The sequence below is a fragment of the Hymenobacter siberiensis genome, assembly GCF_018967845.1.
Lineage (GTDB): Bacteria > Bacteroidota > Bacteroidia > Cytophagales > Hymenobacteraceae > Hymenobacter > Hymenobacter siberiensis.
In genome coordinates, this window is the sequence record NZ_JAHLZZ010000001.1 from 3643560 (window position 1) to 3657158 (window position 13599).

At 61.3% G+C, this 13599-nt stretch carries 11 protein-coding genes; 7 read left to right on the forward strand and 4 right to left on the reverse strand.

Annotation, left to right across the window (positions count from 1 at the left end; genetic code table 11):
• Nucleotides 1-172: 172 nt before the first annotated feature.
• Nucleotides 173-1324: an AI-2E family transporter gene (locus KQ661_RS15965; RefSeq protein ID WP_216726442.1), complete on the forward strand. Its 1152-nt coding sequence runs from the start codon at nt 173-175 to the stop codon at nt 1322-1324.
• 75 nt (nt 1325-1399) lie between these two features.
• On the opposite strand, the gene KQ661_RS15970 is transcribed toward KQ661_RS15965, so the two are convergent.
• Both KQ661_RS15970 and KQ661_RS15975 read right to left on the reverse strand, forming a co-directional pair.
• Nucleotides 1400-1831 (reverse strand): hypothetical protein, encoded by a 432-nt coding sequence (locus KQ661_RS15970; RefSeq protein ID WP_216726443.1) that lies wholly within the window; start codon nt 1829-1831, stop codon nt 1400-1402.
• Nucleotides 1832-2350: 519 nt separating this feature from the next.
• Nucleotides 2351-4399, reverse strand: coding sequence for an RICIN domain-containing protein (locus tag KQ661_RS15975; protein WP_216727480.1), 2049 nt, complete (start codon nt 4397-4399; stop codon nt 2351-2353).
• 187 nt (nt 4400-4586) lie between these two features.
• Here KQ661_RS15975 and KQ661_RS15980 point away from each other — a divergent pair, with 187 nt between their 5' ends.
• Entirely contained in the window at nt 4587-4814 is a 228-nt protein-coding gene (locus KQ661_RS15980) for a hypervirulence associated TUDOR domain-containing protein (RefSeq protein WP_216689234.1), read from the forward strand.
• Nucleotides 4815-4891: 77 nt separating this feature from the next.
• Here KQ661_RS15980 and KQ661_RS15985 read toward each other — a convergent pair whose 3' ends face one another.
• Entirely contained in the window at nt 4892-6472 is a 1581-nt protein-coding gene (locus KQ661_RS15985) for an amino acid permease (RefSeq protein ID WP_216726446.1), read from the reverse strand.
• 271 nt (nt 6473-6743) lie between these two features.
• Between KQ661_RS15985 and KQ661_RS15990 the strand changes: the two genes are divergently transcribed.
• The 4 genes from KQ661_RS15990 to KQ661_RS16005 all read left to right on the forward strand — a co-directional run bounded on the left by KQ661_RS15990 (nt 6744) and on the right by KQ661_RS16005 (nt 10884).
• Complete coding sequence (locus KQ661_RS15990) at nt 6744-7178, forward strand: hypothetical protein (RefSeq protein ID WP_216727481.1); 435 nt, start codon at nt 6744-6746, stop codon at nt 7176-7178.
• A gap of 158 nt (nt 7179-7336) precedes the next feature.
• A complete protein-coding gene (locus KQ661_RS15995; protein WP_216727482.1) occupies nt 7337-7801 on the forward strand; it encodes a DUF4890 domain-containing protein in 465 nt (154 codons plus the stop codon).
• Between the two features lie 484 nt (nt 7802-8285).
• Nucleotides 8286-9401: a hypothetical protein gene (locus tag KQ661_RS16000; RefSeq protein ID WP_216727483.1), complete on the forward strand. Its 1116-nt coding sequence runs from the start codon at nt 8286-8288 to the stop codon at nt 9399-9401.
• A 106-nt stretch (nt 9402-9507) separates the two neighbouring features.
• Nucleotides 9508-10884, forward strand: a complete 1377-nt coding sequence (locus KQ661_RS16005) for an MBL fold metallo-hydrolase (protein ID WP_226915606.1) — start codon at nt 9508-9510, stop codon at nt 10882-10884.
• Nucleotides 10885-10984: 100 nt separating this feature from the next.
• Here KQ661_RS16005 and KQ661_RS16010 read toward each other — a convergent pair whose 3' ends face one another.
• Nucleotides 10985-11917: a DMT family transporter gene (locus tag KQ661_RS16010; RefSeq protein WP_216689242.1), complete on the reverse strand. Its 933-nt coding sequence runs from the start codon at nt 11915-11917 to the stop codon at nt 10985-10987.
• Between the two features lie 113 nt (nt 11918-12030).
• Here KQ661_RS16010 and KQ661_RS16015 point away from each other — a divergent pair, with 113 nt between their 5' ends.
• Nucleotides 12031-13356 carry a replication-associated recombination protein A gene (locus KQ661_RS16015; protein WP_216727484.1) on the forward strand — a complete coding sequence of 442 codons (1326 nt, stop codon included), beginning with the start codon at nt 12031-12033 and terminating at the stop codon, nt 13354-13356.
• Nucleotides 13357-13599: the final 243 nt, after the last annotated feature.

Genomic DNA, 13599 nt, shown 5'->3' on the forward strand with positions numbered 1-13599 from the left:
AAAACCGTTCAAATGGATTTTCTCAGATTCCGCCTTCGTTGGAATGACAACCAATGCACTGGCCGGGAATTCCGCTCCCCCCACCGAAACCCGACAACGTGGCGGCCAAGGGCACGTAAGCGGGCAAACCGGCCGGCATGTTGCCCCAGCCGGCTCTTTTTTTACCCTTTCGATGCCTTCCCCCTCCGACTCCCAACCCCGCGAGCTCCGGTTTCCGCTCTACGTGAAAGCTCCGCTCATCCTGCTGGGGCTGGCGCTGCTGGTGTTCACGCTGCACATTGCCAGCGACATCATATTTCCGCTCTTTTTCGCGGCCATTTTTGCCATCATGCTGCATCCGGTGGAGCAGTGGCTGCTGCGCCACCGGGTGCCGCCGCTGCTGGCCATCCTGCTTACGGTGGTACTGGGCGTGGCGGCGGTGCTGGGGCTGGTGTATTTCATCAGCGTGGAGGCCGCCCAGCTATCGGACCAGATGCCGATGTTCAAGAAGAAATTCACCGAAACCGCAACCCAGGTGCACGAGTGGCTGCAATCGCGCGTGGGCCTGAGCGACCAGAAGCTACAGGGCTGGATGAGCGAGGCCGGCACCAAGGCCCAGGGCCTGCTGGGCGGCACGCTCTCGGCGGTATCGGGCCTGCTCGTTACGTTCACCCTCATTCCAGTCTATATTTTCCTGCTGTTTCTGTACCAGAAGCGGCTGGTCGATTTCCTGGTGCAGGCCTTTTCGGGCCGGCGCCGCGATACCAGCGTGAGCGAAGTGCTGCGCGAAAGCAAAACCGCCATTCAGAGCTACATGGTGGGCCTGCTGATTGAGGGCAGCATCGTGGCCGCGCTCAACGTTACGGCCCTGCTCATTATTGGGGTGCCCTACGGCCTGCTGCTGGGCGTGATGGGCGCGCTGCTCAACTTCATTCCCTACATCGGCGGGCTCATTGCCATTGCCCTGCCCATGCTCATGGCCTTTGTGGCCAACGATGGCTACGGCCACGCCCTGGCGGTGCTGGGAGCCTATATGCTCATTCAGTTCATCGACAACCACTACCTGATTCCGCGCATCGTAGCGTCCAAAATTCGGGTAAATGCCCTGGTGGCCATTGTGGGCGTGCTAGTGGGCAATGCCATTGGCGGCGTGGCGGGCATGTTTCTGGCCCTGCCGGTCATCGCCATCCTCAAAATCGTGTTCGACCGCATCGGGCCGCTCAAGCCCTGGGGCATGGTGCTGGGTGATGAAGAAACCCCGCGCGGCCGCAAAATCAACCCCGCCAAAAAGAGCGTGATAGCCGCCGAAAAAGGGGATACGGTACCGGAGATTGAGGCGGCCTGAGTAGCCGTGCAAACGGCACGAATAACTGCTCCTGCTCCTTGCTTTGCTTCAACAAACCCTCTTCTGCACAGCTGTTTAACGACTCATCTCGGCCTCTTGCAGCCATTTTTCAGCATCTCCCATCGTGGAGAAGCGTTGGAAAATCAGGCCCGCCGGGGCGCCGCTCACCACCGACTGCGTGGAGAGCCGGTGCATGGGGTCGGCCCCTTCCACGATGGCGCAGTACTGAGCCCGCACCTCGTTGATGGCCCGCGGAATCCAGTGCCCGGTGAGCCACTCCTGGGCCGCACCGGAGAGGGGCGCCCGCTGGCCGTGTTCGGAGAGAATCTTGCGGGTGGCCGTGCGCAGCATCAGCGTCATCACCTGCTCGTAGAAGGTCTGGATGGCTTCCAGCACCGCCCGCTCGGGGGCCCACACCAAACGCACAAAGCCTGACGGCTGGTAAAAAACCTTGCCGGCCGTATTTTGAAAAAACAGCGTTTCCTGAGCGCGCGACAGCAATGGCATAAAAGGGAGGGGCACCCGATACCAGCGGCGATAGTGCGCGGTTTCGGAACCAGACAAAATTACGCCCGGACCGATCTACTCAGCCTCCGTCCAACAAATTATACCTGCTTGCCTGAATCAGTTTCGGGCAGCCATTATCATCAGGCTGAGCCATTATTGCGCTTTCTATATATCTACCAGTACGTTAGCAGGCCTAGTATGCGCTTGTTCTCGGATAATCCGTTTGGGCGTTTGCTGGCGCCCCTCGATGGTTGTGCCCTGACGCAGAAATTATCAACGCAGCCCCCCTCTCCTGCGGAGCAGAAAAGCCTAACGGTTTAATTTCAACTGGTTTGTCGAGTTCGATTTTATGTAGCTTGACTGGCCCGCTGGGCGGGGCATTATCACGGTGCTTTACGCAATAGAACTTACGCAAGGGTGCATTTTACCAGCCCCAGCGGGGTTGTACCCGGCAGGGCTTCGTAAACAGGGGTTTGCGCAAGTCCTATGTACGTTTAATTAGGGGAAACAACCTGTGCGCTACTTCACAATTACCAGCTCCACGCGGCGGTTCAGGCGGCGGGTTTCTTCGCGGTCGTTGCCGAATTTCGGCTTCGAGCCGCCGAAACCTACAGTGGTGATGCGGCTTTCAGCCACGCCCCGGCCCACGAGGTAGCGCTTCACTTCGGCTACCCGGTCTTCGGAAAGCTGTTGGTTTTTGTCGGCCGGGCCCACGTTATCGGTGTGGCCTTCGAGGCGCACTTCGGTGGCGGTGGCGGCTTGCAGGGCAATGGCGAGGCGGTTCAGCTCGGTGTAGGCTGAGCCCAGCAGCGTGGCTTTGCCCTGGGCGAAGATGATGCTGGGCAGGTCTACTTTGGCCCCCACGGCGGCGGGCAGCAGCAGGATATCGCGCCGGGGCGAGCCAGCGGCTACCAGCGTGTCGCCCATTGTGAGCAGGCCCGCGCCGTTGGCCGAGAGGTAGTACCGGCCGGGCAGCAGCGACATCTGGTAGTTGCCCTGGTTGTCGGCAGTGCTGGTGGCCAGGAACTGCGGACTGGTTTTGCTGGTACCCAGCAGGTTGGCCTTCACCACCGCGCCTGCTACCGGCTGCTTGGTGCGGGCATCCAGCACGCGGCCGCTCAGGAAAGCACGGCCCGAATTCTCATTGGCCTCGGCCACCACGGCGGGCTTGGGCAGCGAGTCGGGCGGTGTGGCGCGGCCCGTGCGCAGGATATCCTTGGTGCCGTTGGGCGTGGCCGAGGACGAGAAATAGGCCGTTTTGCCGTCGGGCGTGAGCGTCAGGTAGGCGTTGAAGCCGGGGCCGTTCAGGGCCGGGCCCAGGTTGCGGGGCTCGCTCCAGCGGGTCCAGCTGTCGTCGAGGCGCTGGCTCACGAACATATCGGCCGAGCCGTAGCCCATGTGGCCGTACGACGCAAAATACAGCGTTTTGCCATCGGGCGTGAGCCAGGGCGCGAAGTCGAAACCGGGCGAGTTGAGCACCGGCCCCAGGCTTTTGGGCTCGGTGTAACCGCTGCTGCCATCGGGGCGGCTCAGGTAAATATCGTTGCCGCCCTCGGAGTCGCCGCGCTCCAGCGAGAGCAGCAGCGTTTGCCCATCGGCCGACATATAAAACCCCGTGCCCGTCACCGCCGAGTAGAAATTGGCAATGCGCAGGGCCTCGGGCCGGGTGGTTTTGGGCGTAGCGCCGGGGGCCACGGCGGCAGATTGCGCCACCCGGCTCAGGCCCTCGTCGCGGAAGGTGCCGTCGCGCTCGTAGGTACCGCGCACCACCAGGAGCTGGCCACCGGTGCCGGTGGTGGCTTCCACGGCGTTGTTCTGGGGCGTGTTCAGGCCGTCGAGGCGGGTGGGCGCGCCCCAGGTTTTGCCCTGGTCGGGGCTCTGGCTCAGCCAGGCATCGCCGGAGTCGGTGTTGCCCTCGGTGTTGCCGGCAAACTTGGTGCGGGCGAAGTACAATGTCTTGCCATCGGGGCTCAGCACGGGGTGCACCTCGTTGCCGGGCGAGTTGATGGCCCCGGCCAGCGGCAGCGGCGCTCCGAAGGGCGACGGCCCTTCCAGCACATTCAGGCGCAGCCGAAACAGGCGCCACTGCTGGCTGGCGCGGCCGTTGTTCTTCTGGGCCACCACGGGCGTACCGTTGAATTTATCGGCTGCGGCCAGCGCGGCACAGCGGGCTTCGCTGCGGTTTTCGAGCTGAAAGCTCCCCAAAGGGCCGGCCGGCACCAGCCGCCACTGCTGCTGCTCGCTGCCCTGGAAGGGGCGTTGCACCAGGCCCAGGCCCTCGCCGGGCTTGTCCACGGTCAGGCACTGGCTGCTGTGGCGGGCTTCGATGCGGTAATATTCGCTGCCGGTCCGAATGGGCACGAAGCGCCATTGCTGGCTGGGGGCGTGCGTGAACTCCCACTGCACGGCCGCCGCGCCGCTGGCCGTGCTGGCGCTGGCAATATCAAGGCAGCGCCCGCTGCCCCGGTCAATTAGTCCGTAATAAGCCCGCTCATCGGGCACGAAGGGCGTTTGGGCGGAGGCAAAGAAGGGCAGAAACAGCAGCAGCGACAGGAATCGAAACATCATGGGGGGCGCGCAGAATGGCAGCACGCATGGTTGAACTACGCAAAAGAACGGCGAAATGGCGGAGTAGGGCCACCAATGGCCCAGTGCCCGCGCCCCAACCCGCCCTGCAACGACAGCCTGCCGTTGGCAGTACACGTACTCTCAACTCATTTTGGTAACTGAATTCCCGCACTTTCTCCCTGGTTTTATGCGCAAAGGCACCCAAGTCTCCTGGAAATACGGCACCGGCACGGCCACCGGCAAGATTGAATCGGCACACAAAGAGCCCATCAGCCGCACCATCAAGGGCAGCGTCATCCACCGCAACGGTTCGGCCGATGACCCCGCCTTCGTCATCGTGCAGGAAAACGGCGACCGGGTGCTCAAGCTCAAAAGCGAGGTGAAGGCAGCATCAACAAAAAAACCCGCTGGCTAATGCCAGCGGGTTTTTTGTTGAGTTAAGAGTTGAAAGTTGAAAAGACTAACGCTCAACCTTTAACTCTTAACTCAGTACTACCGGTTGTTCTTATCGGGCTTGATGAAGGCTTCTTCTTCCATTTCGGAGGGCACCACTACCACGCCCTTCTGGAGCATGGAGTTACGCTGGCCGTAGAGGAAGTACACGATGAAGCCCAGCAGCATCCAGCCCACTGCCACTTGCAGCGTGAACGAATCGAGGCCCACGATAAGCAGCGTGCACACCAACGCGCCCATGATGGGCACCAGCGGGAAGCTGGGCGACGAGAGCGGCGCACGGAAAGGCCGCGGCTGGGCGGGGTCCGACTTGCGCATAATCCACACGCCCAGGCTTACGAGCACGAAGGCCAGCAGCGTCCCGAACGAGGTGAGGTCGCCGGCCAGCGAGCCGGGCACGAAGGCCGCGAACAAGCCCACGAACACCATCAACATCAGGTTGGATTTGTAGGGCGTGTTGAAGCGCGGGTGCAGCTCCGAGAATGCCTTGGGCATGAGGCCGTCCTTGGCCATCGAGAAGAATACGCGGCTCTGGCCCATGAGCATCACCAGGATAACCGACGTGAAACCGAGCAGGATGCCCACCGTCACGCCCGTGGCCAGCCAGCCGTAGCCGGGCATGTGCGCCCGAATGGCATAAGCTACCGACGCCTCGCCGCCTAAAGCCGGGTCGGCAAACTCGCGCCAGCTGGCTACGCCCGTCAGTACGTGTCCGAACAGAATGTAGAGCACTGTGCAAATAGCCAGCGAACCCAGAATGCCGATGGGCATGTCGCGCTTGGGGTTGCGGGCTTCCTGCGCCGCCGTGCTCACGGCGTCGAAACCGATGAAGGCAAAGAATACAATGCCCGCCCCACCGATAATGCCGCCAATGCCGTGCTTAAAGAACCCTTCGTAGGTCCGCACCACTTCGCCGGCCGCGTTTTTCACCACGGCATCGGCCGGAATGAGGTAGGGCGTGTGGTTGGCGGGGTTGATGAACTGCCAGCCCACGGCGATGAACACGACCACAATCAGCACTTTCAGCACCACAATCACGGCGTTGAACATGGCCGACTCCTGCGTGCCTTTCACCAGCAACAGACTGAGCATCACAATAATGAACAGCGCGGGCAGGTTGACAACCCCGTGCTGGTCTACGCCATTAATAATGGCGTGCTCGAAAGGTGAGTGGGAAAGATTGTACGGCATACTGGTCCCAAAGACCTCCAGCAGCTTGTTGAGGTACTCGCTCCAGGCAATGCTCACGGTGGCCGCGCCCAGGGCGTATTCCATAATCAGGGCCCAGCCGATTACCCAGGCCACAAACTCACCCATGGTGGTGTAGGCATAGGTGTAGGCCGAGCCGGCAATGGGAATCATGGCCGCGAACTCGGCGTAGCACAGGCCCGCAAACACGCAGCCGAAAGCGGCCAGAATGAAGGCCAGCGTCACGCCCGGCCCGGCGGCCTGCGCCGAAGCGGCGGCGGTGCGCACAAACAGGCCCGCCCCGATGATGGCGCCCACGCCCAGCGCCACGAGGTTGCCCGCGCCCAGCGTCCGTTTCAGGGTGCCGTGCCCGGTCGAGTTGGCCTCGCCCAAGAGCACAGCCAGTGGTTTTTTGGCGAAAATACTTGCCATGTGTTAGATGTAAAGAAGGAAGAAGTTTGAAATAAATGAAAGAATTAAAAATCCCCATCCGGCCCGTTGAGCAACGAAAATACTCCCGGGCGCTAGTGGCGGAGCCGAAATATAGGCAGCATTTTCCCACCGCCGAGGCACTGCCCCCGCGTGAGCGTGGTTCTACGGGCCGGCCCACGGCCGAAATCCCCGCGCCCAAGCCGGTTTAGCCGCGTGCATTCCAGCGTCGATATTACTTTCGTTACCCTAATCAGCCCCCCCCCTGCCTACCATGAAAAAGCTCCTTTTTATCATTGCTGTCAGCGCGGCCACGGCCGGTACCAGCCTTGCGCAGACTCTCGCTACTGCTACCGTTCCGGCCCAGGCCGGTACCACCCCCGCCCCCGACCAACTGGCCCAGCGCCGCGCCCAGTACCTCGGCAAAGAACTAGGCCTCACTGCCAACCAGCAGGCCCGCCTGGGCCCCATCCTCATGGCCCAGCGCCAGCAACTGCAGCTGTTGCGCGAGCAGCGCACCACCGGCGGCCGCAAACTGGGCACCGCCCAGGACCTGAAAGCCAGCGAAACCCGCACCGACGAGCAGATTAAAACCGTGCTTACCCCGGAGCAATTCACCAAATTCAGCCAGATGCGCGACGAGCAGCGCGAGAAGATGCGCGAGCACCGCGCTGCTAATGCCAACGCCCCGGCTGCCCAGCCCGAATAAGATGGCGCTTCGTCAATAAAAAGCGGCTTTGCGTCGATGAACTGGCTCTGGAAGCCGGTTGGCGAAATGCTGGCATACTGCTTGTAATTACCCCGGCAGGCACCAAAGCCACTCCCGCACCGGGCCTGGTGCTCCCCTCATCCTTAACCAACCCATTTTTGCTTATTACCGCCATGAAGAAGAACCTGTTTCTGCTCGCCGCCCTCGCTTTTGCTACCGCTGGCACCAGCTTCGCCCAAACCGTCGTGAAAACCACTGGCTCCGATGCCAACCAGACAGCCCGCCACTACAGCAAAGACAAACAGGGGCCGAAAGACCCCGCCAAGATGGCCGACCACCGCGCCGGCAAAATGACCAAAGAGCTCGGCCTCAACGCCGACCAGGAAGCCAAAGTAGAGCAGCTGATGCTGGCCCGCCAGCAGGAAATGACGGCCCTCAAAACCAAGTACGGCACCGACAAAAAAGCCGGCCGCCCCGAAATGAAAGCCGCCCACGACCGCTATGAGGCCCAGATGAAGACCATCCTCACCCCCGAGCAATTCGCCAAGATGGACAAGATGAAAGCCGAGCACCACGGCCACGGCCGTGATGGCGGCAAGATGAAAATGAAGACCAAGGCGTAATACCCTGCCCGCCGCATAAAAAAAGCTCCCGCCTCGAGGCGGGAGCTTTTTTTATGCACCTGTTTCCCCATTATGCCAGAATAAACGCTGTTTCGTGAGGCCCGGGCGGGACCAATCCGGGCATGTAGCCCCAAATTCGCATTAATCTAACCTTTCCTAACCACTTTCAAGGCCTTATAGAAACGTGTTCTACCGAAACGCATCACGCTTTTTGTGGCTGCTTATCAGCGGCTTTGTGCTGCAGGCTGCTACTCCAAGCCTACCGCTATTTGCCCAGTCATCGGCGGCGGCGAGCTTTCGCGTCATGAGCTGTCAGACGATGAAAAAGCCGGGAGCGGGGTTTGTGCTGGAACAAGGCGTGCTCGGCACCGACGGCACCGCAACGCATCCCGTTGCGGCAATACCGCGAGGCTTTGAGTTGGCAGCAGCAGCGCAAAGCGGAACGCGCAACTTGTATCTGCTGTGCAAAACCGGAAAAGACTCAGTGATGCTGCTGCTCACTGATTCGGTGGGCCGGACGCTGCAACTGCCTCGACAGTACATGCCTCAGCTGGGTGGCGACGCCAAAATGCTAGTGCCGCCCCGCTTGTTTGGCCTGCCAGACGGAAAGGGTTTCGTGCTCATTTACCCTTCGGGCAAATCGGGCCGGCCCAACCTTGAGGTACGGGCGCTGAGTCCGACACTGGCCCCGCTGTGGGAGCAGCAGCTCACCCCTGCCTGCTTAACTACTGTTGAGCATATAGTAGCCAGCGATACCCACCTATGGCTTGTGCTCAGGGAGTATTTGGCCCTGGCCATGCGGCCGCGCGTGTTGAGCTTCCGCCTGACAACCGGAGATGCCGAATGCAACCAGCCGCTGGCTTCCAATGATGAGCTGGATGTAGCGGCGGTAGTACCAGCCGGGCTGCTGCTATTGGGCACTTCAGACCGCCGCACTTCTTACACGGCACCTGCCGAGCAAGGCAAAGCGTGGGAGTATCGGCGCGACTTTGCCCTGCTGCTAAGCCCCGTGGGCCAACGCCAATTTGGGGTCGGTCTGGCATGGCCGTTATCCGGCCGGCCGGCTCATTACCGGTGGCAGTCGGCGGGCCAACTACCCGATGGCAGCTACCAGCTAATTGGCGAAACCTACCGCAACATACCCAATGCAATCACTATTGTCCGGGGTATGATTGGCATAGGTATTATTGGAGCTGGCGGCACGGGTATAATTCCGCTGAGTGGCTACAGCAATGAGCAACCAGTAGGGTTAATTTTGGCTCAGCTCGGCAATGCAGGCCAGTTGGCAGGCGTGCACGAGCTGGCGGTTCCGGAAATAGTGAACGATGCCGCCCCAGCTCTCAACCTCGAAGGTCCCCTTCCAAGTTATCCAGCCAGCTTTCGTTTTCGGGGAATCAGTGCTGACTATCAGCACGTAATATTGAATACCAGTCGCCAAGTGCTGGCTTATGACATTGCCACCCAGCAGCTGCGGCCGCTTACGCCCGCCCGCAATGCCATTCCCACAGTACGCTGTATCGAAGCCGACCGCGTGAGCGTCAGCTGGTCGGTTAAGCCAGCCGGTGCCCGTTCCGAATTCGAACAGATAGCCCTGCCCTAATCTGGCTAGAGCAACGGAGGTTCTACCCCCAGCATTTATATTTGGATTCTTACCCACCCACATCGGGCAAGAAAGGCCCCGCCTCACCATCCCCCCTCGTTCCCCCATGCCTCCCCTTCCCAGTAGCACAGCCTCGGCCGTGCAAATCCAGCAGTTTTACGACAAGGGCCTGGCCCACGCCAGCTACGCCGTGCGTTGCGGCCGCCAGGTCGCCATCATCGACCCGGCCCGCGACCCGCAGCCGTACTACGACTTTGCCGACGAGCACGAGGCCCGCATCATCGCCGTGATTGAGACGCACCCGCACGCCGATTTTGTGTCGTCGCACCTGGAAATTGCTGAGGAAACCGAGGCCACCATCTACTGCAGCAAATTGGTAGGAGCCAAATATCCCCACAAGAATTTCGACGACGGCGACCGCATCAAGCTGGGCAGCTACGAGCTGCACGCCATCAACACCCCCGGCCACTCGCCGGACTCCATCAGCATTTTGCTGATGGATGAGCTAGCCCAGAGCCGCGCCGTATTCACCGGCGACACCCTGTTTGTGGGCGATGTGGGCCGGCCCGACCTGCGCGAGGACGAAGCCGTGGGCGGCCACCAGCGCGAGGAGCTGGCCGCGCAGCTGTATAAAAGCACCCGCAACAAGCTCATGACCCTGCCCGGCAGCACCAGGGTGTACCCCGCCCACGGCCCCGGCTCGCTCTGCGGCACAACCACCAGCCCCGACCTCGATTCCACCATCGCCAAAGAGCTGAAAACCAACTACGCCCTGCAACCCATGTCGCAGGATGAGTTTATTAAGGTGCTGCTCGCAGACCAGCCCTTCGTACCCAAGTATTTCGGCCACAACGTGGCCCTGAACAAGCAGGGCGCGCCCAGCTTCGAGGACAGCATTCGGGCGGTACCACACCCGAACACCGGCGCGGTGCTGGAACCCGGCGTACTGCTCATCGACACGCGGCCGGCGGCCCAGTTCCGGGCCGGCCATCTGCCGGGAGCCCTCAACTTGCAGGATGGTGGCAAATTCGAAACCTGGCTGGGCTCTATCGTTGGCCCCAAAGAGCCGTTTTACCTGTTGGCCGATTCCAAAATCGCGCTGGACACGGTCATCCGCAAAACAGCCAAAATTGGCTACGAAGGCAACATCAAGGGCGCGCTAATGGCCCCGGCCGACCTGCCCGCCACCTCCCCCACCGTAGACGTAGCGGCCGTGCGCGAGCACCCCGAAGCCTTTACCATCGTCGACATCCGCAACCGGGCCGAAGCTCAAACGCCGGTTTTTCAGAATGCCCTGGTCATTCCCCTGCCCGAGCTGCGCGAGCGCGCCCACGAAATCCCCACTGATAAGCCGATTCTGGTTCACTGCGCGGGTGGCTACCGCTCGGCCGTAGGGACCAGTATTGTGCAGCAGGCATTGCCAGACGCGAAGGTTTTGGATTTGGGCGAGGCGGTTACGGAGTTTCAGCCGCAGGCGCATTAGCGTAGCGACTGGCTTCCGGAAATCACAATAAAAAAGAACGTCATGCTTCGGCTCCGCTCAGCATGACGTTCTGGTTTTATGAAACGCTCGCTCCCCCCACTCAGTCCATCACCGTTTCCGGCACCACGGCCGCGGCTGGTGCGCCTTTGGGCTTCTGGCTCACCAGCCACACGCCCACGAAAATGAGCATGGCCTGCCCAGCCTTGCTCCAGGTGAGATGGTCTTTGCCCAGGGCCACGGCGAAGAGCACCGCCAACACCGGCTGCAAATAAATGTAGACGCCCAGCAGGGCCGGCGAGGCATATTTCAGCGCCCAGTTATTGAGCAAATAGGCCACAATGGTGAGAAAAACTACCATGTAACCCACTTCGAGCCAGATTTTGAGCGGAAAGCTGGCATAATTGGTACCCAGCGCCTCGCGCCAGCCGAAGGGCACCGCCACGATGGCCCCCACCAGAAACACCCGCGCCAACACCGTGAAGGCGTGATACTTGCGCATCAACGGCTGCACCAGTACCAGGTAGAGGCCAAAAACCGTGGCATTGGCCAGGATGAACAGGTTGCCCAGCGTGGCGTGCGGGTAGATGGCCGCCTGCGCGTTGCGGCTGAGGATGAGCGAGGCTGCGCCCACTGCCCCCACCGCAATGCCCAGCGCACGCGGCACGGTGATTTTCTCGCTCAATAAAACAGCCGAGGCGATGACTACCACAATGGGTGCGATGGTTTGCAGCAGCGAGGCGCTGATGGGCGAAGTCAGGTTCAGCCCCGAAAAAAACAGCAGCTGATTGACCCCAATGCCGCACACGCCACAGATAATGGAGCGCCAGTTGTCGGCCCAACCGATGATTTTGTCCTGCGGGGCCACGAAGTATTTGATGAGGGCGAAGAAGCTCGACGCCCCCAGCACCCGCAGCGTGACGATGCCAAAGGGGGTCATGTACTGCGGCATCACGTCTTTCGACAGGGAATAATTGGCCGCGTAAATGACCGTGACGAAGAAAAGGGCCGCGTGGACGCGGAATTGATTGGACATAAAGTGAGGTAAGCTTTAGCTTGACATTACGTACAAAGCAAAGCAAGCTGCGGTGATTCAACCGAACTTTGCCGGGCTTGTTACCGATACGGCAAGCTAAAGCTTACCGCACCATGAACCTCTTCCCCGACGACGAACCCGCTGCCTTCACCCCCGCCGCCGCGCCCGGCCCCGATGCGCCCCTGGCCGAGCGCCAGCGCCCCCGCCGCCTGGCCGACTACGCCGGCCAGCAGCACCTGGTGGGCGAAACCGGCGTGCTGCGCCGCTATTTGAATTCCGGGCGTCTGCCCAGCCTCATCCTATGGGGTCCGCCGGGCGTGGGCAAAACCACCCTGGCCCACCTGCTGGCCTCGGAGCTGAAACAGCCGTTTTCGGCCCTGAGCGCCATCAATGCCGGTGTGAAGGACGTGCGCGACGTGATTGAAAAGGCCAGGCGGCAGCGCGGAACGGTGTTGTTTATCGATGAAATACACCGTTTCAGCAAGGCGCAGCAGGATGCGCTGCTGGGCGCGGTGGAGCACGGCACCGTGACGCTGATTGGGGCCACTACGGAAAACCCGTCCTTCGAGGTAATTCCGGCCTTGCTCTCGCGCTGCCAGGTATATGTATTGGAGGCCTTGAGCGCGGATACCCTGCGCGGCCTCGTGCAAAAAGCCCTGACCGAAGATGCCGCGCTCAAGCAGAAAAAGGTAGTACTGAAAGAGGACCACGCCCTGCTGGCCCTCAGCGGAGGCGATGCCCGCAAGCTGCTCAACCTCTTAGAAATCGTAGTCCAAAGCACGCCGCCCAACAAAAAAGGCGTCATCGAAATCACCGATGCCGTGGTGCAAACCGTGGCCCAGCGCCCACTGGCCCGCTACGACAAGGGCGGCGAAATGCACTACGACGTGATTTCGGCCTTCATCAAGTCCATGCGCGGCTCCGACCCCAACGCCGCGCTCTACTACCTGGCCGTGATGCTGGAAGGCGGCGAAGACGTGAAATTCATCGCCCGCCGCATGCTCATCCTGGCCTCCGAGGACATCGGCAATGCCAACCCCAACGCCCTGATGCTGGCCACCAGCTGCTTCCAGGCCTGCACCGTCATCGGCCTGCCCGAATCGGATTTGATTCTCGCCCAAACCGTCATCTACCTCGCCACCTCACCCAAGAGCAACGCCGCCTACATGGCCATCCGCGCGGCGCAGGCCGAGGTGAAGGCCAATGGCGTGTACCCCGTGCCGGTGCCCCTGCGCAACGCCCCCACCCGCCTGCTCAAGCAGCTCGGCTACGGCCAGGAATACGCCTACTCGCACAACGGAGAGGGCAATTTTGAGGCCCAGGAGTTTCTGCCCGATGCCCTGAGCGGCACCCGCTTCTACGCCCCGGGCCTGAACGCCAGCGAGGCCAAAATTCAGGAACGCCTGCGCGGCTGGTGGGGCGAGAAATACGGATATTAGCGTTATAGGCCCGCAACTGGCGCAACCGGCGCGAGTTTAGCGCAGCGTAACTCGTGACTGCTTATCGGGCGAGGCTCTGCCTCACATCAGAACGGCTAGCCTGAACGGTGCGAACATGGCTTGCCGCTGGCGCGGCAGGGAGGCGCAGCCTCCCCCACAATAACGGTCACGAGTTACGCTGCGCTAAACTCGCGCCAGTCCACAGCCAGCCCACGAAGGCCAAACGATACAGCCGCGTGTAAC

What these genes read in the sequence shown, in the direction of transcription:
- KQ661_RS16015 (WP_216727484.1), top strand. Translation starts at nt 12,031, where the DNA reads ATGAACCTCTTCCCCGACGACGAACCCGCTGCCTTCACCCCCGCCGCC.
- KQ661_RS16010 (WP_216689242.1), bottom strand. Translation starts at nt 11,917, where the DNA reads ATGTCCAATCAATTCCGCGTCCACGCGGCCCTTTTCTTCGTCACGGTC.
- KQ661_RS15975 (WP_216727480.1), bottom strand. Translation starts at nt 4,399, where the DNA reads ATGATGTTTCGATTCCTGTCGCTGCTGCTGTTTCTGCCCTTCTTTGCC.
- KQ661_RS15965 (WP_216726442.1), top strand. Translation starts at nt 173, where the DNA reads ATGCCTTCCCCCTCCGACTCCCAACCCCGCGAGCTCCGGTTTCCGCTC.
- KQ661_RS15970 (WP_216726443.1), bottom strand. Translation starts at nt 1,831, where the DNA reads ATGCCATTGCTGTCGCGCGCTCAGGAAACGCTGTTTTTTCAAAATACG.
- KQ661_RS15990 (WP_216727481.1), top strand. Translation starts at nt 6,744, where the DNA reads ATGAAAAAGCTCCTTTTTATCATTGCTGTCAGCGCGGCCACGGCCGGT.
- KQ661_RS16005 (WP_226915606.1), top strand. Translation starts at nt 9,508, where the DNA reads ATGCCTCCCCTTCCCAGTAGCACAGCCTCGGCCGTGCAAATCCAGCAG.
- KQ661_RS15980 (WP_216689234.1), top strand. Translation starts at nt 4,587, where the DNA reads ATGCGCAAAGGCACCCAAGTCTCCTGGAAATACGGCACCGGCACGGCC.
- KQ661_RS15985 (WP_216726446.1), bottom strand. Translation starts at nt 6,472, where the DNA reads ATGGCAAGTATTTTCGCCAAAAAACCACTGGCTGTGCTCTTGGGCGAG.